The organism is Williamsia deligens (genome assembly GCF_024171765.1).
Lineage (GTDB): Bacteria > Actinomycetota > Actinomycetes > Mycobacteriales > Mycobacteriaceae > Williamsia_A > Williamsia_A deligens.
In genome coordinates, this window is record NZ_JAMTCI010000002.1 from 132,233 (window position 1) to 152,378 (window position 20,146).

Genomic DNA, 20,146 nt, shown 5'->3' on the forward strand with positions numbered 1-20,146 from the left:
CACTGTGCCGCGCGGGTGCGCTCGGGTGGGCTCCGGTGTCGCCCGCTCAGGTCGCGCTGACCACGCCGCTCGCGAGCAGGATCAGGACGATCACGCCGATCAGCACCCGGTAACCCACGAACCAGTTCAGCGAGTGCCGCTCGACGAACCTCAGCAACCACGCGATCGACGCGTAGCCGATGACGAAGGCGATGACCGTCGCCACCAGCAGCTGAGGACCCGAGGCCTCGAGGCCCTCCCCACTGGGCGAGAAGGCGTCGGGGAGGCTGAACAGACCCGATGCCGTGACGGCCGGGATGGCCAGCAGGAACGAGAACCGGACCGCGGCGGCCCGCTCCAGGCCGAGGAAGAGGCCCGCGCTGGCGGTGGCCCCGGACCGCGAGACGCCGGGGATCAGGGCCAGGCACTGCGCCAGACCCATCGTCAGCCCGTCGCGCAGCGTCAGCTCCTCGATGGGACGCCGTCGGCTGCCGTAGCGTTCGGCCAGCACGATCACGCCGGAGAAGACGATGAGCATGACGGCGATCAGCCACAGATTCCGTGCGCCGGTACGGATCTCGTCCTTGAAGACGATCCCGAGGATGCCGATCGGGATGGTGGCGAAGATCACGTACCACCCGATGCGGTAGTCGAGACCGCGCTCCTGGGGCGAGAACAGGCCTCGGGCCCAGGCGATCACGATGCGCACGATGTCGCGCAGGAAGTACAGGAGCACCGCGGCCTCGGTGCCGAGCTGGGTGACCGCGGTGAACGACGCGCCGGCATCGTCGCCGAAGAAGACACCGGACACGATCCGTAGATGCCCCGACGAGCTGACCGGCAGGAACTCCGTGAGGCCCTGGACGGCCCCGAGAACGATGGCCTGGGTCCACGTCATGGCGTCGGTCACGGCGAGGATCGTACGACACGGACATCGGCACGCCGCCCACGAGCGCCGTCGGCGGCGTACAGCACTATGGACACATGCTCGCCCACCGCCGCCGCCTGTCCGCCGCCCTCCTGGTCGTCGTGGCGGCCGCCGGGGTCCTGAGCGCCTGCGGGTCCGACAGCAGCTCGCAGCGGAGCGACGTCGCCACCACCGCCCCCCAGACACCCTTGGCGGCACCCGCCCTGGGGACGCAGGCCCCGTCGGGGACCGTCGTGCCGGCCCCGGCGTCGTCCACGATCGTCCTCGACCCCACGGGGCGTCGCGTGGTGGTCCTCGGCGCCGACCGCGCGTCCCTGGCGGTCTATTCCATCGCCGACCCGCGCAGACCCGTTGCGCAACGGTCGATCCCGCTGCCCGTCGCCGTCGACGCCCTCGGTGCGCTGCGCAACGGCGTGGTGATCGCGGCCGCACCCGACAGGCTGCTGAGCATCGACCTCGCCGCGGGGACCGTCGCGTCGAGACAGGTCCCGGTGTCACAGCCGTTGTCGCTGGCGCGGCTGACCGACGGCCGCGTCGCGATCGGCAGTGCCGGCGGGGATCTGACCGTGGTGTCCGCCGCCGGGGACGACGGCCGCGTCGTACGCATCGGTGGTCTGGTCCGTGGCGACGAGCTCGCCGTCCACCCACGCGCCGGACGCGACGATCAGGTGCTCGTGCTCGACCGCGCGCAGTCGTCGGTGACCGCGGTCGACGTCGGCGACGGATCCCTCGGCGAGGCCCTGCGCGCGGGCGACGGCGCCACGAACCTGGCGGTGGACCACTACGGCCGGTTCCTCGTCACCGACACCCGGTCCGGGGATCTCACGGCGTTCTACGGCGACCCGATCATCATGCGGTTCCGCTATCCCGTGGCCGCCGGACCGTACGCCGTAGGATACGACGACACCCGGAACCTGGCCTGGGTCGCGACCACGGGGGACAACGGCCTCGTCGCGTTCGACCTGGCCTCCGGGATCCCGGTGCAGCGGAAGCAGTCGACCACCGTGCGTCAGGCCGACGCGCTCGCCGTCGACAACAGCACCGGGGTGGTCTATCTGGTCTCGGCGCGGGGTGACGGCCTGCAGGCCGCGTACTGACGGCCGGCGGAGGGAGCGACATGCGCAGATCGGGATCGACGGGCGGGCGCGCCCCCGGGTTCCCCGCCGAGTGGTCGGTGGCCACCCGCGGTGACTACGAGTACGTACCGCTGCGGCTGCCCCCGGACGTCACACGGTTGACGGCGTCGATCCGGCTCGCCATCGAGGCCGAGTTCGGGGGCTGGGAGATCTCCCGGGTACGGCTGTACTCCGACGGGACCCGCAAGGTGCTCCTGAAGCGGCGTCGACCGCGCACCGGGCCGGGTGCCGCACCCTCCGACGGCCACCGGGGTGACGAGTGATCGCAGCGCTCTACCGCCTGCTGTATCCCCTGGCGCTGCGGGTGATGTTCCTCGTCGACCCGGAGCGGATCCACACCGTCGCCTCGCACGTCCTGTCCGGCGTGCTGTCGCGACGGCCGGTCGCGGCGATCGCGGCACGGGTCTTCGCCCGCCACGATCCGATCCTGGCCACGACGGTGTTCGGGGTCGACTTCCCCGCCCCGCTGGGTCTCGCGGCCGGGTTCGACAAGGACGCGCGCGCCGTGGACGCCTGGGCGGGACTGGGTTTCGGCTTCGCCGAGGTCGGTACCGTCACCGGGGCCGCGCAACCGGGCAACCCCACTCCCCGACTGTTCCGCCTGCCCGCGGATCGGGCTCTGGTCAACCGCATGGGTTTCAACAACCACGGTGCGGCCGCCGCCGCGTTCCGCCTGGCGAACCGTCGCCGCGGCCCGGCGACGGTGCCCGTCGCCGCCAACATCGGCAAGACGAAGGTGGTCGACGCCGCCGATGCCGTCGAGGACTACCTGCTCAGCGCCCGCCTGCTCGCACCCGTGGCCGACCTCCTCGTCGTCAACGTGAGCTCACCGAACACCCCCGGCCTGCGGGACCTGCAGGCCGTCGCGTCGTTGCGTCCACTGCTGACGGCGGTCCAGAGGGCGGTCGACATCCCGGTCCTGGTCAAGATCGCACCGGATCTCTCGGACGACGACATCGACGCCATCGCCGATCTCGCCGCCGAGCTCGGTCTCGACGGCATCGTCTGCACCAACACCACGATCGGCCGCGCGGGCCTGCGCACGGCGTCGTCGGAGGTCGAGGCCATGGGCGCCGGCGGCCTGTCGGGCGCACCTCTCGCCGACCGGTCCCTCGAGGTGCTGCGACGGCTGTACGCCCGTGTCGGCGATCGGATGCCGTTGGTGTCGGTCGGCGGCATCGAGACCGCGGATCAGGCGTGGGAGCGCATCCGCGCGGGCGCGTCGCTGCTGCAGGGCTACACCGGTTTCATCTACGGCGGGCCGATGTGGGTCCGCGACATCCACGACGGGCTGGCCGCGCGGTTGCGCGACAACGGTTTCGCGACGCTCGTGGACGCCGTGGGGAGCGAGAACGCCCCCCACGCGCGTCGGGCGTGAGGGGCGTTCCGCGGAACGGCGAGATGTCAGATCACTCGGCGGGCTGCTCGTAGGTCGCGTGGATGATGCCGCGGGCGATCGCATGGCTGAACAGGTTGAAACCCAGGAACGCGGGCGTGGCGCCGTCGGGCAGCTCAAGCGACTCGACATCGACCGCGTGCACGACGAGGAAGTAGCGGTGCGGCCCGTGTCCGGGCGGCGGCGCAGCGCCGACGAAACGCTTCATGCCACCGTCGTTCGCGAGGGTGACCGCACCCGACGGGAGACCACTGCCGGCCTCGTCACCGGCGTTCTCCGGTAGCGACGTGGTGGAGACGGGGATGTCGGCGACGGCCCAGTGCCAGAACCCGGACGCGGTGGGCGCATCGGGGTCGTAGACCGTGACGGCGAAGCTCTTGGTCTCCGGCGGGAAGCCCGACCAGCTCACCTGCGGTGAGACGTCCTCGCCACCGGCGCCCATGAGGCCGCTGACCTGCTCACGGCTCAACGCCGAACCGTCGGTGAAGGTCTCCGACGTCACGGTGAACGTCGGCAGGTCCGGGAGTGCGTCGTACGGGTTGTAGCTCGACATGTCTGGAAGGCACATCCTCTCGTCTCGACGGCGCGCGGACACGCGCCTCCACGGTCGACAACGGTGTTCGTGCCCCGAGCCTTCCCGAACGGTCAGCTGTGGAGCAGGAAGTGCTCGAGGACCTGCACGCCGAACAGCAGGCCGTCGACGGGGACGCGCTCGTCGACGCCGTGGAACAGCGCGGCGAAGTCGAGGTCGGGCGGGAGCTGCAGCGGCGCGAACCCGAAGCAGCGGATCCCGAGCTTGGCGAACGCCTTCGCGTCGGTGCCGCCGGAGAGCATGTACGGGACGGTCCGGCCGTCGGGGTCGAACGCCAGGATCGCGTCGTTCATCGCGTCGACGAGATCCCCGTCGAACGTGGTCTCGTAGGAGTCGAGTTTCGTGACCCATTCGCGGGTGACGTCGGGTCCGATGATGTCGTCGACCTCGGCCTCGAACTGCGCCTGTCGTCCGGGGAGCACGCGGCAGTCGACCACCGCGGTCGCCGTCTGCGGGATCACGTTGGCCTTGTAGCCGGCGTCGAGCATCGTCGGGTTGGCCGTGTCGCGCAGCGTCGCGCCGACGATGCGGGCGATGGAGCCGAGCTTGAACAGCGTCGTCTCGAGGTCGGGTGCGTCGGCGTCGAGCTGCAGGGTCGACTCCTGGCTGACGGCGGCGAGGAATTCGCCGACCGACTCGGTCATCACCAGGGGGAACGTGTGCCGTCCGAGCTTCGCGACCGCCTCGGCGAGGATAGTCACCGCGTTGTTCTCGTGGAGGAACGACCCGTGACCGGCGGTGGCCGTCGCGGTCAGCTTCATCCACGCGATGCCCTTCTCGGCCGTCTCGACGAGGTAGAGCCGCTTCGTGCCACCGTCGGGGGTGTCGACGGTCAGCGAGTACCCGCCGACCTCGCCGACCGCCTCGGTGACGCCCTCGAACAGGTCCGGGCGGTTCTCGACGAGCCAGTGCGAGCCCCACTTCCCACCGGCCTCCTCGTCGGCGAGGAAGGCGAACAGGATGTCGCGCGGCGGGACGGTGCCCTCGCGGGCGAACTGGCGGGCCAACGCCAGCGCCATCCCGACCATGTCCTTCATGTCGATGGCGCCGCGACCCCAGACGTATCCGTCCTTCACCGATCCGGAGAACGGGTGCACACTCCAGTCCTCGGGCCGGGCCGGGACGACGTCGAGGTGGGTGTGCAGCAGCAGCGTCCCCCGGTCGGGGTCGGCACCGCGCAGGCGCGCGAACACGTTGCCGCGCCCGGGTTGTCCCGATTCGACGTACTCCGTCTCGTACCCCGCCTCGCCGAGTTGCTCGGCGACCCAGCGGGCGCACTCCTCCTCCCCCGCCGTGGTCTGGAGTTCACCGGTATTGGAGGTGTCGAAACGGATCAACCTGCTGACCAGGTCGACGACCTCGTCGACGGCGCGGGGCGTGGTGGCATCGGTCACCTGAGCATTCCTATCACCGTCGCGCCGGTGTCGATCGGTGGCGAACGTGTCCGGCCCGGGAGATTTGGGGCCGCGCGTGCGGTCGGTTAGTGTTGTCGACGCGCCGCCGAGAGGCGGCGTCCCTGTCCGGGTGGCGGAATGGCAGACGCGCTAGCTTGAGGTGCTAGTGCCCTATTAACGGGCGTGGGGGTTCAAGTCCCCCTCCGGACACACTTTCTTCTCAGCGTCCCCTGCGGGCGATCGCGTCCGCCGCAGCGGACACCGTCTCGTCGATCTCACCGGTCGCGTCCACCGTCACCGCGTTCTCGTCGGACCCCGGGTTCTCGAACGTCTCGAGTTGCGAGGTGAGCATCGCGACCTTCATGTAGTGACCCGTGCGGGACTCCAACCGCCGGCGAAGTTCCTCCTCCGGCACCGCCAACTCGACGAACACCACGCCACCGTCGGCGCGCCCCAGGAGCTCGCGGTAGCTGCGCCGCAACGCCGAACACGCGAAGACCGTCGACCTCCCCGCCGCCGACTCCTCGTCGCACCATGCGACGACCGCGTCGAGCCACGGCCGACGGTCGTCGTCGGTGAGAGGTGTCCCCGCGGCCATCTTGTCGATGTTGGCCTGGGGGTGGAGGTCGTCGGCGTCGCAGAACGACCGGTCGAGGCGCCGGGCCAGACGCGACGCGATGGTGCTCTTCCCGGATCCGCTCACCCCCATCACACAGATGTGACGGTCGGTCGGTGCGGCGTCCGCGGCGTCGTGCACACCCTCTTGTAGCACGCGGGAGCACGGTCCGACGCGCACAGTTGGGCGTCTGACCCCTACTTTCCTAGACTGTCTGCTCGTGACGGTGGAGACGAACACGGAGGGAATCGCCCCCGAGGACCTGGAGCTGGTGCGCCGCGTGCTCGAGCAGGCGGGCGACCTCGATCCCCGTCACCCGGATTCGGTCGCGGTGCAACGCGCTGTCGGTGCGATGTTCAAGCAGGTCAAGCGGACACGGCGGGACCAGGCACGTCAGGCCCGCCTCGACGCCGACCGCGCTGTCATCGACGCGACCGCGACGGGTTCCCCGGATCGGATCGACGACGAGACGGCCGGGCTCCCGCTGTCGGCGACGGCGTCGGGTGTCGCGGGGCACCTGGTGCGGGCGCAGGGGTGCTACATCTGCAAGCAGGACTACACGCAGGTCGACGCGTTCCACCACCAGTTGTGCCCCGACTGCGTGCGCACGAACGGTGACCGCCGTGAGCAGCGGGTCGACCTGACCGGCCGCCGGGCGCTGTTGACCGGTGGGCGGGCCAAGATCGGCATGCATGTCGCGCTGATGCTGCTGCGCGACGGGGCCGAGCTGACCATCACCACCCGCTTCCCCACCGACGCGGCCCGCCGTTTCGCCGCTCACCCGGACGCAGGCGACTGGCTGCACCGGTTGCGCATCGTCGGCATCGATCTGCGTGACCCCGCGCAGGTCGTGGCCCTCGCCGACGAGGTCGCCGCCGGTGGTCCCCTCGACATCCTCATCAACAACGCCGCGCAGACGGTCCGTCGGTCCCCCGGGGCCTACCGCTCGCTCACCGACGCCGAGCAGGCACCGCTCACCGGTGCGGCCGCGGAGATCCCCGTGCTCACCGTCGGTGAGACGCAGCCCCACCCGACGACACTGCTGACCGCCGCCGACACCCACGGTCCCGCCACGGACGTCGCCGCCCGCGCACTGGCGAACGCGGCACTGCTCGGCGGGTCGGCGTCGCCGGCACGCATCGCCGACGGCACCGCGGTCGACGCCGGCGGTCTGCTCCCCGATCTCGTCGCCACCAACAGCTGGGTGGCCGCGGTCGACGAGGTGGACCCGCTGGAACTGCTCGAGGTGCAGCTGTGCAACAGCGTCGCGCCGTTCATCCTCCTGTCCCGTCTGACACCGGCCCTGCGCGCATCGCCGGCCCGGCGGCGGTACGTGGTGAACGTGTCGGCGATGGAGGGTGTGTTCTCCCGCCGCTACAAGGGCGCCGGACATCCACACACCAACATGGCCAAGGCGGCGCTGAACATGTTGACCCGCACGACCGCCGGCGACCTCGCCTCCGACGGTGTGCTGGTGACCGCCGTCGACACCGGATGGATCACCGACGAGCGCCCTCACGTGTCGAAGATGCGCCTGGCGGAGGAGGGGTTCCGCGCCCCGCTGGACCTCGTCGACGGTGCCGCACGGATCTACCACCCGATCGTGGACGGTGAGAACGGGATCGACCTGTACGGGTGTTTCCTCAAGGATTTCGAGGTGCACCCGTGGTGACCGCACTCGGTGACGCCGCCGTCGGCCTCATCGAGGAGAACCTGACCGCCGTCCGCGACATCGTCGTCGGTCTCGGTGACGAGCTCGCCTCCACGAGACCCGCACTCGCCGGGGCGAATCCGCCCACCGGCATCGCCGTCCATTGCGCCGGCCTGGTGAATTTCTGGCTCGGCAGCGTCATCGGGGGCGAGAAGATCCCCCGCGACCGCGACAGCGAGTTCACGACAACCGGTCCCGTCGACGAGATCGCCTCTCTCGTCGACGAACTGCTCCCGCGCGTGCGGGGTTGGGTGGACATCGGCCTCACCGAGGGCGCTCGGGACCGTACCGCGACGGGGTCCACCCGCACCGCTGACTCCATCCGCGCCGCGTCCGTCGAGTGGATGCTGCTGCACGTGGTGCGGGAGTTGTCGCAGCACCTCGGCCAGCTCGAGCTGACCCGCGACGTCCTGATGTCGTCGGCCGGTCGCGCCGACGAGCACCGCTAGGGTCGACGGGTGGTCACCCCAGTCCCGGTGTTGCTCGACTGCGACACCGGCATCGACGATTCCCTCGCGATCCTCTACCTGTTGTCGCACCCGTCGGCGGAGCTCGGCCCTGTCGTCTCGACCGCGGGCAACGTCCCGGCGGATGTCGTGTGCGCCAACAACCTCGCGTGGATGTCGCTCTGTGGTCGCGACGACATCGAGGTCTGTCTCGGTGAGGTATCACCGTTGGTCGCACCTCTGCGCACCACCGAGGACACGCACGGACCGTTGGGTGTCGGGTACGCCGAGCTCCCGCCGGGCGTGACGACGGCGTCCTCGCGTTCCGGGGTCGACGCGTGGATCGAGACGACGGCGGCGCGTCCCGGTGAGATCGTCGGGTTGGTGACCGGGCCGTTGACGACCCTCGCCCGCGCGATCCAGGCCGACCCCGGCCTGCCGACACGCCTGCGTCGCCTCGTCATCATGGGCGGCGCGTTCGGTCATCCCGGCAACACGACACCGACCTCGGAATGGAACGTCGCCGTCGACCCCGAGGCGGCGAAGGTCGTCTTCGCCGCGTTCGGCGTCGACGGTGCACCCGAACCGATCGTCTGCCCCCTGGACCTGACGGAGTCGATCGTGTTCACCCCGGACCATCTCGGGCGGCTCGCCGCCGCGGCCGGCAGCGAACCCGTCGAGCAGCCGACCCCCGAGGACGACCACGGCACGCGGTCCGTCGCCTCCAACGTCGTGGTCCGGCACGTCGTCGACGCCGTGCGGTTCTACTTCGAGTTCCACGCCGACCACGACGAGGGCTACATCGCCCACATGCACGATCCGTTCGCGGCGGCCGTGGCGCTCGATCCCGCGATCGTCGGCACGCGTGCCGCCGTGGTGGATGTCGAGATCGACGGGACACTCACCCGGGGTACGACGGTCGCCGACACCCGGGGCATGTGGGGTCGACCGGTCAACGCCCGCATCGCCGAGTCGACCGACGCCGACGCGGTTCTCGACGACATCGTCGACCGCATCGCGGAACTGGCGTTGCGGGTGCAGGCACGGATCGACGATCAGCCCGGTGGGTTGCGTCCGTAGAAGTCGAGGTGCGCCTGTGCAGCGGCCTCCCAGGTGAGCGACTGTGCGAGCCGGCGACCCGGTCCGGGGTCCGGTGATCCGCCGGTGACGCCCTGCGTCAGCGCATCGGCCAGTCCGGGGATGTCGGCGGCGTAGGAGACGCTGTCGCCGAACACCTCTCGCAACACCGGCAGGTCGCGGGTCACCACGGGCCGCCCGGCGGCGAGTGCCTCCATCGCGGCCAGCCCGAAACCCTCCTTGACCGACGGGAACGCGAACACGTCGCATGCGGCGACCAGGGACGGGAGTCGATCCTCGGCGACGGGGCCCAGCACCGTCGGGTGGGCACCGAGTTCGTGCGCCCGCCGGTCGAAGGCCGCCCGGTACTCGCGGTAGTCGAACAGCGTCTCGCCGCCCGCGATCACCAACCCGAGGTCGGGATGGGTGACCCGCATCGCGGCCCACGCCTCGAGCAGGTCGAGAGTTCCCTTGCGGGGTTCGATGCCGCCGACGGCGAGAACGAAGTCCCCCAGCTGATCTCGCCACCGCGTCCGTGCCGCGACGGCGGCGTCGTCGTCGGCCGCGGCTGCGGCGAACCTGCCGGCGTCGACGCCGTTGGGGATGACGGTGGGGGTCAGGCCCCAGCCGTCGCGGACCTCGGTCGCCACCGCGGCCGAGACACAGATGTGGGCGTAGGGCTCCACGACCGCCTTCTCGTGGCAGCGGACGAGGACCGGTGTCGTGAAGGTGTCGAGGTGGTGGATGGTGCGGATGCAGCGGCCCACGGCGTTCGCGCTGATGCAGTCCTGGGCGTGGACGATGTCGAACTCGCGCGGGTCGACGGCGGCGCCGAGCGTGGCGATCGAGGCCACGATGCGGTCGGTGACCGACTGCCCCTCGCGGTCGGGGAACGGCACGAGGCGTATGTCGACTCGCGGGTCGACGGGCCGGAAGAACCCGGGGTCACCGCCGCGTGCCAGTGACCACACGGTGACGTCGGCGCCGGCATCGGCCAGCGCCTCCGCGAGGTTCAACGTGTGGACCACTCCACCGCGGGGTCGTGTCGAGTAGGTGAGCAGCGCGATCTTCACGTCATCATCCGATCGGCCCCGGACGGGTCGGCGGTCTCGACTCCGACCCGGTAGGTGTCCTCGCGTCGTTCTCTGAGGTGGTCGAGAACACGACGCGCACGGGCGATCTCGGCGGCGATGTCCATCGTGACGGTGGCCACCCCGCCTTTCGACCGCGTCGTGGCGAGGACCTCCCCACCGGGGCCGACCACCTTGGCCTGGCCGAGGAAGCGCAGGCTGCCCATGACGCCGGTCTGGTTGGCGGAGACCACGACCACCTGGTTCTCGGCGGCTCGTGCCGCGTCGTACAGGTCGAAGAGGCGGGACTGCCGATCCGCCGGCAGCTGGGAGGCGCGGTCGGTGATGCTGGCCGGCCACGCCGAGAGAGTGGCGACGACGTGCGCACCGTCGAGTGCGAGGGTCCGCGCCGACTCGGGGAAGGTCTTGTCGTAGTCGATGAGCATCCCCATGCGTCCGACCGGGGTGTCGAACGCCGCGAACCGGTCCCCGGGGACGAAAGCCTGTGCCTCGCCCACGGGTTGGTGCACCTTGCGATGCACGCCGAGCACACCGTCCCCCGTCAGGCAGACGGCGGTGTTGTGGAGGCGGCCGCCCTGCGCCCCCTCGGTGAGACCGAGGCACACGGTCATGTCGCCGGCGGCGGCCGCGATGGAGCCGAGTTCGTGGCCGTCGACGTCGACCGGTGGGGGCAGCTCCGTGAGGTCGGGGTCACGCAGATCGCCTATGTAGCCTCCGAGGCAGGCGTGCGGCAGGACGAGCAGTGCGACACCGTCGCGCCGGGCGGCCTCCACGATGCCGAGCACCTTCGCCACGGACCGGTCGAGGTCGCGGCCGAAGTGGGCGGCGACGGCGCCGAGGACGATCGGGGTCACGGCGGTGCTCTCACGCCCGGCCGAGGCCGGTGACCGAGGCCGCGATCGCCACCGTCTCGACGCCGTCGGGCCACCTGAGACGCACGCCCGGCTCGGCGGTGAGATGTCCGCAGGCGGCGCTGACGACGCCGCCGGGCAGCGTCGCGGCCGGTGCGTCGGCTGCGTCGCCGGAGTCGGCGGTCAGCATCCCGAATCCGGGGAAGCAGGTCAGCCAGGACCCCATGTCGGCCCCGGACGGTCGTGGAGTGGCGGCCACGTCGATGCAGGCGCCCGTCCCACCGGCCTCGGCGAGCATCCCGGTGGTCCCGACGACACCCGCCATGGACACGTCCTTCGCCGCATGGGGCGACATCCGCGCGACCAGGCCCGTCAGCGCCCGGAGATCCTGTGGTGGACGCGCAGAGGTCGAGTCCCACTGCGCGCCGGTGTACCCCGGCCTCCATCCGCCGGTGAGGTCGGCGGTGAGCCGCAGAATGTCGCCCACTCGCCCTCCTCCACCGGGCACGGGGGTGGACGTCCGACCCAGAGCGGTGACGGCCACCGACGCCGGCACCCCGACCTGGGTGTGTCCCCCCAGCACGGGGACGTCCCACGCCGCCGATGCGGCGGCGACACCACGGATGATGCGGGTCAGTTGTGAGGTGGTGCGGGCTCCGACCGCGTCGAGCAGGGCTGTCGGGGCCGCTCCCATCGCGATGAGGTCGTTGAGGTTGACCAGGACCGAACACCATCCCGCCCACCACGGGTCCCTGTCGACCATCGACGGCAGGATCGCGTCACACGCGGCCACGACGTCCGTGCCGGGCACGGGCACACCGTCGTCGCCGACGAACCCCCGCGGTCCCAGACCGGCGGGATGCCCGCGCAACGGCTCCAGGACGTCGGCCAGGAACGCCTTGGCACCGTCCGCGGTGCGTTGCAGCCGGTCCATCGGACGACGCATGTGGACATGGGGCACACTGCCTATCGCCGTGTCACCGTGCGACGTCCACCCGAGTCGGTGGAAGAGACCACGATGGCGTGCGTTCACACAGGCGTCGAACCGGAGGACGCCACGGTTCTCCGCGTGGGCGACAGCCGCACGCACGAGCGCCGAAGCGATCTCGGTGCCGCGTCGGTGGGGGGCGACCACGAGGCGGCTCCCGGTCCACCAGCCGAGGTCGTGCTCCCCCACCGGCGCGATGCGGACCCCGCCGACGACGTCGCCGTCGGCGTCCACGGCGACGAGCACCACCGTCCGCTCGTCGAGGTCGATCTCGTCGACGTCGCTGTGCGAGAACACCTGCTGGGTGTCGACGAACACCGCACGGCGGAGCTGTCGGTACTGCGCGTGCTGCGCGGCGGTCTCGGCGGTGGTGACGAGGAACCCGGGGCTGCGCGCACCGCGAGGGCTTGGCAGGCCCTCCAGGATCGACATCGGCCCGGTGGTCGCGAGGCGGGACACCACATCGGCGTCGATCGTGCCGTCGATGGTCTGCCCGCCGCCGATCATCCGCCCACCGCCGGTAGGACGCTGCACGCACCGCAGGCGGCACATCCGGCGCGCTGGTCCGCTCCGGCCATCCCGGCGACCACCAGACCGTCGGCGACCGCGCGGGCGACCTTCTCGTACACCGCTGCGTCCGGGGGGCCGGCGCGATCGATCTCGACGGCCAGTGACCCGGGATGCGGACGGTACGGGACCACGAAGGGATAGACGCCCATGTCGATGAGTTCGCCTGCCCCTGCGACCATCTCGTCGGGATCCTCGCCGAGGCCGACGATGAGGTAGGTCGAGACCTGGTTGTGCCCGAACACCCGGACGGCCTCCGCCCAGGCCGCGCGGTACTCCGCCAGCGGGACGGTCGCCTTCCCGGGCATCCACCGACGCCGGACGTCGTCGTCGAGGGATTCGACGTGGATGCCGATCGCGTCGGCGCCGGCGTCGCGGAGTTCGGTGATGACGGCGAGATCGGCCGGAGGCTCGCACTGCACCTGGATCGGGAGCTCCGGTACCGCTGCACGCACCGCGCGGACGCAGCGGGCGAGATGCACCGCACCCCGGTCACGCCCGTTCGAGGTCCCGGTCGTCATCACCATCTGCGTCACGCCGTCGAGATCGACCGCGGCCCTGGCGACATCCGCGAGGTCCGACGGACGTTTCACCGCCACCGTCGATCCCGCGCGCAGCGATTCCTCGATGGTGCAGAACCGACACCGCTGATCGGGGGCGTAGCGGACGCAGGTCTGCACGACGGTGGTGGCGAGGACGTCGCGACCGTGCAGGCGTGCGATCTTCTCGTAGGCCACGCCGTCCGCGGTGTGGCCGTCGTAGAAGCGTGGTCGCGCGATCGTCTGGACCGTCATGCCGGTCTCCGACCCGTCCATGAGGATCCGGTCGCCGTCGAAGACATACGGGCTGAGCGGGTTCCGCGGTATCGCCGCATGGAGTCCGTCGACGACGAGATGACCGTCGGCACTGGGCCCGGCGCCCGCACCGCGGGACACCGGTGGGTCGCCGCGGATGCCGAGCAGGGCCAGGTCGACGCGGGTGGAGACCGACATCGTCGATCAGACCATGTAGGTGGAGTTGATGATCGCGCCCTTGCGGGCGTAGTGGATCACCGCGTCCTGGACGTCGAGCGGGTGCGCCGGGATGACGCCGGCGATGAGGTCTTCCTCGCGTCCGCCGTGCAGGGCGAGGCCGAAGCGGCAGCAGTAGACGGTGCCGCCCTCGCCGATGAAGGTCTCCAGCGAGTTGTTGATGTTCTGCTCACCCGGGAACCCCGAGTCACCGGTCGTCGGGAACCCCCGTGTCGCCAGACAGTTGATGGCGCCGGGACCGTAGAAGTAGATGGCGGACTCGAATCCCTTGCGCAGGGCGCGGGTCGCCTGCAGGACGGCGACGAAGCTGACCGACGACTCGTGGGCGATGCCGTGGACCATCGTGAAGTAGGTCTCGCCGTCCTCCGCCTGGTAGTCGGGGAAGAGTTTCGTCCCACCGTAGATGTTCGAACCCTTCGGCAGCGACGGGTGCGGGATCTCGGCGAGGGACGTGGCGATGTTGGCGGCGATGGTGTCGTCGATCTCGGACATGGAGGTCCTCCGGGGCAGAATCGGTGTGGAACCGCGAGCCGGGGTCCGGCCCTCGTGGACACCAGTCAACGGTGATCCGGTTGCACAGTGGTTCTGTGCGGAACAACGCTGCGTTACAACGAGACTCGTGTGTTGCCACGAGGTTTCGGTGTGCGCACGGTCCGCCGCACCTTGCCGGCGCTGTCGCGGATGGGGCGCCGTTGGACGTCGATCCGTCCCGCCGCGCAGTGGCGGCCGAGCACCGCGTGCGCGAACGTGCGGACAGATGCGTCGACACCGTCGTCGGACCCGTCGATGTCGACGACGGCGTGCAGGGCCGGCCGGCCTCCGTCGGCGGGGTGCACCACGCAGTCCGCGACCGCGGCGTGGGTCATCAGCTCCGCCTCCACTGCGGCGAGGTCCACGGTGCGTTCGCCGCACGGGATGCGGTCGGTCGCGCGGCCGACCAGGTGGAGATAGCCGTCCTGGTCGAGGAATCCCAGATCGCCTGCGGTGTCCCAGCCGTCGGCCGTACGAGCAGACCGTCCACCGACGTAGTCGTAGCGGGGCGGCCCACCGCGACGCATCCAGACGGTCCCCACCTCCCCCGCGGGCAGCGTGCGGCCCGCGTCGTCCCGGATGCTGATAGCGGTGTCGCCGACACCGCGACCGACGCTGCCGGGTCTTCTCAGCCACTCGTCCCCACGGATCATGGTGAGCCCGAACGATTCGCTGCTGGCGTAGACCTCGACGACGCGCTCCGCGCCGAGCCAGTCGATGAGCGCCTGCTTGTCCGCGGGATCGCACGGGCCGCCGATGTGCAGCACGGTCTGCAGGGTCGGCAGATCGGCGCGCGTCGAGGCCGGGACGCGGACGAGGCGCCGCAAGAGTGTCGGGGAGGCGAGGGCCCAGGTGACCTCGTGTCGACGGATGACGTCGGGGAGCTCGGCGACCGGCATGCCGGTCGCCAGGACGATCCGGTGGTCGGTCATCACGCCGCGCATCGCGTAGGTGAACGCGGCGGAGTGCCACAGGTCGGAGGTGATGAGCTGCACCGACCGCCGCGGGAGGAAGTCCGCGATCGGCCGGTCGGGGTCGAATCGTGCCGGTGCGGTGGAACGCACGATCTTCCGCGTGCCGGTGCTGCCGGAGGTGGTCGTGGCCTTCCACGACCTGGCCGCGATCCCGGACGTCGCGACCGTGTCGGTGGACGGGGCCGGCGTGGTCGGCACGTCCCCTGCGGGAACACACGGGAGGGCCGACCCCGGCGGCCGATGGCCGATCACCGCGGTCGGACACGCCAGGGCGTCGAGATGCCGCCGTTCCGTCACCGACATCCGCGGGTCGACGGGGAGAGGGGTGGCCCCGGCCGTCCAGACGGCGACCGTCGCGACGACGGCGTCGATGGTGGTGGGCATGGACACGGTGACGAGATCGTCGCGGCTCACGCCGATGACCTGCAGCCGTCGAGCGAGTGCGGCGGCGGCCGTCGCGAGGGCACGCGCCGTCATGGTCGTGCCCGTGCGGGCGTCGACCACCACCACGTCCTCGGGTCGGCGACGGGCGCGGTCGGCGACGAGGTCGCCGATGGACCTCTCCCCCGTCGCCGATCCGAATGCGTCCGGTGTCATCTCATCCGTTCGCGGCGAGGCGCAGTCCGCTGCGTGTCCCGATCCTGCCGCCGATCACCTCCGCCACATGGCGGGCGTCGGTGTCGATGCCGAGGAACCGGCCCGAACCCCACGTGTGCATCCACGGCAGGCCGATGAAGCTGAGACCCGGGACCTCGGTGACGCCGCGCGTCTGCATGGGACGCCCCGCGCCGTCGAAGGCGCTGGCCTCGATCCACGACCAGTCCGGCCGGTAGCCGATGCACCAGATCACCGTGGTGATCCCGGCGGCGTCGATGTCGATGCTGGTGGGATCGGTGGCGGGTTCCCACACCGGGCTGTAGCGCGACGGGGCGGGTGCGTCGATGCCCTCACGCTCTATGAAGCGGTCGATGTCGGCGCAGATCGAGTTGTAGGTGGCGTCAGCGGCGTCCAGAGCCGCCGTCAGTGTGGGGGCGGCGTGGAGATGGGTGCCGTCGCAGTCGGTGAGTGCGCCGTAGAGCTGCATGCCCTCGAGGGCGAAGGCACGCAGGTCGACATCGCGTCCGCCGTCGCGTCCGGTGACGTAGTGGTTGGTCTTCTCGCGGGCGGGTGCGCCGCCGGGGTACTGGGCGACGGGGGTGTCGTAGAGACCCATGTCCGCCAACCAGGTCATGACGTCCCGACCGCGGTACCTCCGGGCGACCCGCGGCGCCCCACCGACGGCGAGGTGCACGGAGCGGCCGGCGAGGTGGAGGTCCTCGGCGATCTGCGCGCCGGATTGGCCGGTGCCGACGACGAGGACGGCGCCGTCGGGCAGGTCTGCGGGGTTGCGGTACTGCTCGGCGTGCATCTGGTGGACGCCGGCAGGGATGCGGGCGGCGAACGGTGGGATCACGGGCACCTGATAGCCGCCGGTGGCGACGACGACCTCGTCGCACGTCAGCTCCGTCGGCTCGCCCCCGTCCGTCGGGTTCAAAGACAGCGCGAAACCGCCCGTGGTGTCGTGACGGAGTCGGGTGACGGTGGTGTGCGTGCGCACCGGCGGGCGGGATTTCTCCAGCCACCGGTCCAGCCACGCGACCACCTCGTCGCGGGTCATGAACCCGTCGGGGTCCTCCCCGTCGTAGGCGTGGCCCGGCAGACGGCAGTGCCAGTTCGGGGTCACGAGTGTGAACGCGTCCCAACGGGTGTCGGCCCAGTGGTGCATCGGGGTCTCGGATTCGAGCACGACGTGGTCGACACCGGACTGCGCGAGATACCAGCTGACGGACAGCCCCGCCTGCCCGCCACCGACGATCGCGACGGTGACGTGATCGGCGCTCATCGGCGGGCCCCGGCTGATGTGGCCGAGGAGGTCTCGGCGGGGAGCGGAGGATGCATCGCGAGGACGGTCATGATCGCGTCGGCCGCGAAATCCGCTGCACGCTCGGTGATGTGCTCGGCGGTGGCCATCGCCGAGGTGCACGCGAACCCGTACTTCGCGCGGACACGCTCGGCGGCCACTGCGAGGGCCTCGGTCGCACGCGTGGTGAAGTCGGTGACGGTGTAGTCGGAGCCGGCCTGCAGGTGATCGTGCATGACCAGGCTCGGCGAGTAGCAGTCGTCGAGGGTGCCGTCGGGCCAGCGGACGGTCACTGTCATCTCAGGCATGGGTCAGATTCCCCCGGGTCAGGGCCTCGTAGACGTCGGGGCGGCGGTCGCGCAGGTGGAACATCCCCGCGCGCATCGCGGCGAACGTGCCGTCGATGTCGACGTCGGCGATCGCGAGGCCGGAGTCGAGGAGAGTGGTGGCGAGGACGTTGCCGCCCGGGTCGACCACCTTGGCGTTGCCCACATACCGCAGCGAGCCGAATGTCCCCGACTGGTTCGACGCCACCCAGAACACCTGGTTGTCGAGGGCGCGGGCCGAGTCGAACAGGTTGAAGCGGTAGGTCCACCGGTCCTGCTGCAGGTCCTCGGCGGTGGCCGTCCGAGCCGCAGGCCACGCCGACAGGCTCGCGATGATCTGCGCGCCGTCGAGCGCCATCACCCGGGCGGCCTCTGGAAATGCTTTGTCGTAACAGATCTGGAGACCCACCCGGCCGACTGGCGTGTCGAACACGCCGTAGGCGTCCCCGGACGCATACGACAGGTTCTCCCCCAGCGGCTGATGCACCTTGCGGTAGTTGCCGTAGACGCCGCTCCCGTCGAGCACGGCCGCGGCGTTGAACCGTGTCGGGGTACCGGACTCGTCGTCGGCGAGTTCGCAGAACCCGATCGCGACGAGCATGTCTCCGGCGATCTCCCCCACCCGTGCCAGTTCGGGGCCGTCGAGGGTGATCGCGGGCGGGAGCGAGACCGCCGAATCTCTCTGCTTGTCACCGTGATTGCCCAGCGACGAGAGGTAGCCGCCGATGGCCGCCTCCGGCAGGACGAGGAAGTCGACGTCGCGGGCACGGGCCTGGGCGACGAGATCGCTGATGAGGGCGTAGTTCTGGTCGAGGTCACGCGTGAAGTTGGCGGACGCTGCGGCGATGGTGGTCATCGCACTCTCCTGGGATAGGGACGAACACACCGATGTGTGCTCGGTGTCCAGTAAGCGGTCCGAGTGTTGCGTGGTGGTTACGTCGAGAACAAACGATCGCTGCGCACACCTCACCGTCGACACGTCCCGGTCACGAGAGGTGGTCTGAGCCGCGACTTGCGGTCAGAAGGGTGGCGGATTCGCGTCCTCCGCACGCTCGACCGCGCGGAGGTGTGCGGCGCGTTCTGTATGGCGACTGGTCGCCAGTGTGGTTCTCGCAGAGTGGTTCTCGGGTCTTCTGGGCGGTCCCAGCGCCGGGAAGATGTCCACCGCGGTGTAGGCATTGCCGAGGAACATGTGCCCGGTGGGGGATTCGAAGAACGCCTCGCCCAGTGGTGACTGGTAGTCGCGCCACTGTTTGTCGAAGGTCTTGATGCGGTGGTGAAACCGGCACAGCGGTTTCAGATTCGCTTGCGTCGTCGGGCCGCCGGATTCCGGGTCGCGGTGGTCGAACGGAGTGGTGTGGTCGAGGTCGACGTCCCATGCCGGTGCCGAGCAGCCGGGGAACGTGCAGCAGAGCTCGCTGCATCGGATGAGCGCGGCGAGCTTCTTGGATGGGATGTAGGTCGATGCTGATCGGGCGGCCTGGGTGGCGTCGTCGCGGCGGAGAAACTCTTTCTCGGCGTCGGCGAACAGGCCGCGCATGGTGTCGGCGTCGATGATCCCGCGGCCGTCGAGGTAGCCGGGGTCGTCGTCCAACCCGAGCAGCGTCGACAGGTTCGCCACGATGTGGAACATCGGTCGCGCCGGACCCACAGCAGGTGTGCTCGGCTGAGCGGCAGGGACATCGGTCGGCGCGGGATCGACATCGACATCGGTGGTGCAGGCATCGCAGCCGCAGGTGAGGTGGTCGAGTCCGGCGGCGAGAGCGATCAGGGCGTCCGCGCGGCGCTGAGCACGAGTTCGCGGATCGCCGGAGTGGACGGCGTCGGCCATGGCCGACAACCGGGTGTCGATCGCGGTGGCGTCGATGTCGGGAAGGGTGGCGGTCACTCGCGAGGCGCCAGGCTGGAAGCGGTCGGGACGGATCGTGACGTCGCGGTCGGCACGAACACGTTCCCGGCGCCGGATCAATGCATCCGGGTCAATCAGTGCGACGATGCGGTCGACAAGTGCGATCAGCCGGGCCCGCGACAGTGGCGGCCGCTCGAACAACGCTTGGGCGATGTGGGTGTCGACGATCTTGACCAGCTCGGGATCGACCACGAGTTTCGTGCGACCGCAGATCAGCAGAAACCCGGCCAGGTCGATCCGGCCGACCGCCAATGCTTGGGCGGTGAACACCAACCGATACCGGGCGGTGTCGCCGGCGACGACGTACTCCCGCGCCTTCGACGCCGGCACGTTCAGGACGGCACCGACCTCGACGGTCGCACGCTCCAACCCATCCGGACCGTACTCAGCCCTGGGGTCGCGTCCTGCGAGATGGTCCATCCCCGCAGCGAGGAGTTCGTCGAGCGACTCTCGTTGTCCGGAGTCGTGTTCGGCGACCTCGATCAGGTAGTCCTCGCACCGTTCGTCGTGGATGAGCGAGGCGGCACACAGCATCCGATAGTCCGCCGACGAGGTGATCGCCCGACAATGCGAGAGAACCTCCACCAGCTCATGAGCGGGGAGCGCCGAGTCCGCAGCCAACGACGCCACCACACCCGAGGTGTCGAGGATCCCCGTCTCGCTCATGTGTTCGATCGTACGGGGACGCACCGACAAGATCGAG

Annotated in this window: 20 protein-coding genes and 1 tRNA gene; 7 read left to right on the plus strand and 14 right to left on the minus strand. The window is 70.4% G+C overall.

Going from position 1 to position 20,146, the window contains the following annotated elements; translation table 11 throughout:
* Window positions 1-46: 46 nt before the first annotated feature.
* Window positions 47-889: an undecaprenyl-diphosphate phosphatase gene (locus tag LX14_RS14915; RefSeq protein WP_253648149.1), complete on the minus strand. Its 843-nt coding sequence runs from the start codon at window positions 887-889 to the stop codon at window positions 47-49.
* Window positions 890-963: 74 nt separating this feature from the next.
* On the opposite strand from LX14_RS14915, the gene LX14_RS14920 reads away from it, so the two are divergent.
* From LX14_RS14920 to LX14_RS14930, 3 genes are read left to right on the plus strand one after another with little or no spacing between them, the layout of a single operon-like run.
* The gene (locus tag LX14_RS14920) at window positions 964-2,004 is read left to right on the plus strand and encodes an NHL repeat-containing protein (RefSeq protein ID WP_253648150.1); all 1,041 of its coding nucleotides are present in this window, start codon (window positions 964-966) and stop codon (window positions 2,002-2,004) included.
* Window positions 2,005-2,024: 20 nt separating this feature from the next.
* Window positions 2,025-2,306, plus strand: coding sequence for a DUF5703 family protein (locus LX14_RS14925; protein WP_253648151.1), 282 nt, complete (start codon window positions 2,025-2,027; stop codon window positions 2,304-2,306).
* Window positions 2,303-3,421, plus strand: a complete 1,119-nt coding sequence (locus LX14_RS14930; RefSeq protein WP_253648152.1) for a quinone-dependent dihydroorotate dehydrogenase — start codon at window positions 2,303-2,305, stop codon at window positions 3,419-3,421. Before LX14_RS14925 ends, LX14_RS14930 begins: the two co-directional genes overlap by 4 nt.
* 31 nt (window positions 3,422-3,452) lie before the next feature.
* Here LX14_RS14930 and LX14_RS14935 read toward each other — a convergent pair whose 3' ends face one another.
* Both LX14_RS14935 and LX14_RS14940 read right to left on the minus strand, forming a co-directional pair.
* On the minus strand, window positions 3,453-3,992 hold the full coding sequence (locus tag LX14_RS14935; protein ID WP_253648153.1) for a YbhB/YbcL family Raf kinase inhibitor-like protein: 540 nt from the start codon (window positions 3,990-3,992) through the stop codon (window positions 3,453-3,455).
* 92 nt (window positions 3,993-4,084) lie between these two features.
* A complete protein-coding gene (locus LX14_RS14940) occupies window positions 4,085-5,425 on the minus strand; it encodes a M20/M25/M40 family metallo-hydrolase (protein ID WP_253648154.1) in 1,341 nt (446 codons plus the stop codon).
* Window positions 5,426-5,549: 124 nt separating this feature from the next.
* Between LX14_RS14940 and LX14_RS14945 the strand changes: the two genes are divergently transcribed.
* Window positions 5,550-5,635: transfer RNA gene (locus LX14_RS14945), tRNA-Leu, on the plus strand.
* Between the two features lie 10 nt (window positions 5,636-5,645).
* Here LX14_RS14945 and LX14_RS14950 read toward each other — a convergent pair.
* Window positions 5,646-6,197, minus strand: a complete 552-nt coding sequence (locus LX14_RS14950) for a gluconokinase (RefSeq protein ID WP_253648155.1) — start codon at window positions 6,195-6,197, stop codon at window positions 5,646-5,648.
* A 64-nt stretch (window positions 6,198-6,261) separates the two neighbouring features.
* Between LX14_RS14950 and LX14_RS14955 the strand changes: the two genes are divergently transcribed.
* Genes LX14_RS14955 through LX14_RS14965 form a run of 3 tightly spaced genes read left to right on the plus strand, consistent with a single transcriptional unit; the run spans window position 6,262 to window position 9,278 of the window.
* Complete coding sequence (locus LX14_RS14955) at window positions 6,262-7,713, plus strand: SDR family NAD(P)-dependent oxidoreductase (RefSeq protein WP_253648156.1); 1,452 nt, start codon at window positions 6,262-6,264, stop codon at window positions 7,711-7,713.
* The gene (locus tag LX14_RS14960) at window positions 7,707-8,201 is read left to right on the plus strand and encodes a mycothiol transferase (protein ID WP_253648157.1); all 495 of its coding nucleotides are present in this window, start codon (window positions 7,707-7,709) and stop codon (window positions 8,199-8,201) included. The genes LX14_RS14955 and LX14_RS14960 overlap by 7 nt, the downstream gene beginning before the upstream one ends.
* Window positions 8,202-8,210: 9 nt before the next feature.
* Window positions 8,211-9,278 carry a nucleoside hydrolase gene (locus LX14_RS14965; RefSeq protein WP_253648158.1) on the plus strand — a complete coding sequence of 356 codons (1,068 nt, stop codon included), beginning with the start codon at window positions 8,211-8,213 and terminating at the stop codon, window positions 9,276-9,278.
* Here LX14_RS14965 and LX14_RS14970 read toward each other — a convergent pair.
* The 10 genes from LX14_RS14970 to LX14_RS15015 all read right to left on the minus strand — a co-directional run bounded on the left by LX14_RS14970 (window position 9,254) and on the right by LX14_RS15015 (window position 20,109).
* Window positions 9,254-10,348: an MSMEG_0565 family glycosyltransferase gene (locus LX14_RS14970; RefSeq protein ID WP_253648159.1), complete on the minus strand. Its 1,095-nt coding sequence runs from the start codon at window positions 10,346-10,348 to the stop codon at window positions 9,254-9,256. The two genes, LX14_RS14965 and LX14_RS14970, sit on opposite strands and share 25 nt — an antisense overlap.
* A complete protein-coding gene (locus LX14_RS14975) occupies window positions 10,345-11,220 on the minus strand; it encodes a carbon-nitrogen hydrolase family protein (protein WP_253648160.1) in 876 nt (291 codons plus the stop codon). The genes LX14_RS14970 and LX14_RS14975 overlap by 4 nt, the downstream gene beginning before the upstream one ends.
* Window positions 11,221-11,230: 10 nt before the next feature.
* Window positions 11,231-12,712, minus strand: a complete 1,482-nt coding sequence (locus tag LX14_RS14980; protein ID WP_372505397.1) for an MSMEG_0567/sll0787 family protein — start codon at window positions 12,710-12,712, stop codon at window positions 11,231-11,233.
* Window positions 12,709-13,764 (minus strand): MSMEG_0568 family radical SAM protein, encoded by a 1,056-nt coding sequence (locus LX14_RS14985; RefSeq protein WP_253648161.1) that lies wholly within the window; start codon window positions 13,762-13,764, stop codon window positions 12,709-12,711. Before LX14_RS14985 ends, LX14_RS14980 begins: the two co-directional genes overlap by 4 nt.
* A 6-nt stretch (window positions 13,765-13,770) precedes the next feature.
* On the minus strand, window positions 13,771-14,295 hold the full coding sequence (locus LX14_RS14990; protein ID WP_253648162.1) for an MSMEG_0572/Sll0783 family nitrogen starvation response protein: 525 nt from the start codon (window positions 14,293-14,295) through the stop codon (window positions 13,771-13,773).
* Between the two features lie 113 nt (window positions 14,296-14,408).
* Window positions 14,409-15,905, minus strand: a complete 1,497-nt coding sequence (locus LX14_RS14995) for an AMP-binding protein (protein ID WP_253648163.1) — start codon at window positions 15,903-15,905, stop codon at window positions 14,409-14,411.
* Between the two features lies 1 nt (window position 15,906).
* Window positions 15,907-17,190 carry an MSMEG_0569 family flavin-dependent oxidoreductase gene (locus LX14_RS15000; RefSeq protein ID WP_253648164.1) on the minus strand — a complete coding sequence of 428 codons (1,284 nt, stop codon included), beginning with the start codon at window positions 17,188-17,190 and terminating at the stop codon, window positions 15,907-15,909.
* Entirely contained in the window at window positions 17,187-17,516 is a 330-nt protein-coding gene (locus LX14_RS15005; RefSeq protein ID WP_253648165.1) for an MSMEG_0570 family nitrogen starvation response protein, read from the minus strand. The genes LX14_RS15000 and LX14_RS15005 overlap by 4 nt, the downstream gene beginning before the upstream one ends.
* A complete protein-coding gene (locus LX14_RS15010; protein WP_253648166.1) occupies window positions 17,509-18,390 on the minus strand; it encodes a carbon-nitrogen hydrolase family protein in 882 nt (293 codons plus the stop codon). Before LX14_RS15010 ends, LX14_RS15005 begins: the two co-directional genes overlap by 8 nt.
* Before the next feature lie 162 nt (window positions 18,391-18,552).
* A complete protein-coding gene (locus LX14_RS15015) occupies window positions 18,553-20,109 on the minus strand; it encodes an HNH endonuclease signature motif containing protein (protein ID WP_253648167.1) in 1,557 nt (518 codons plus the stop codon).
* Window positions 20,110-20,146: the final 37 nt, after the last annotated feature.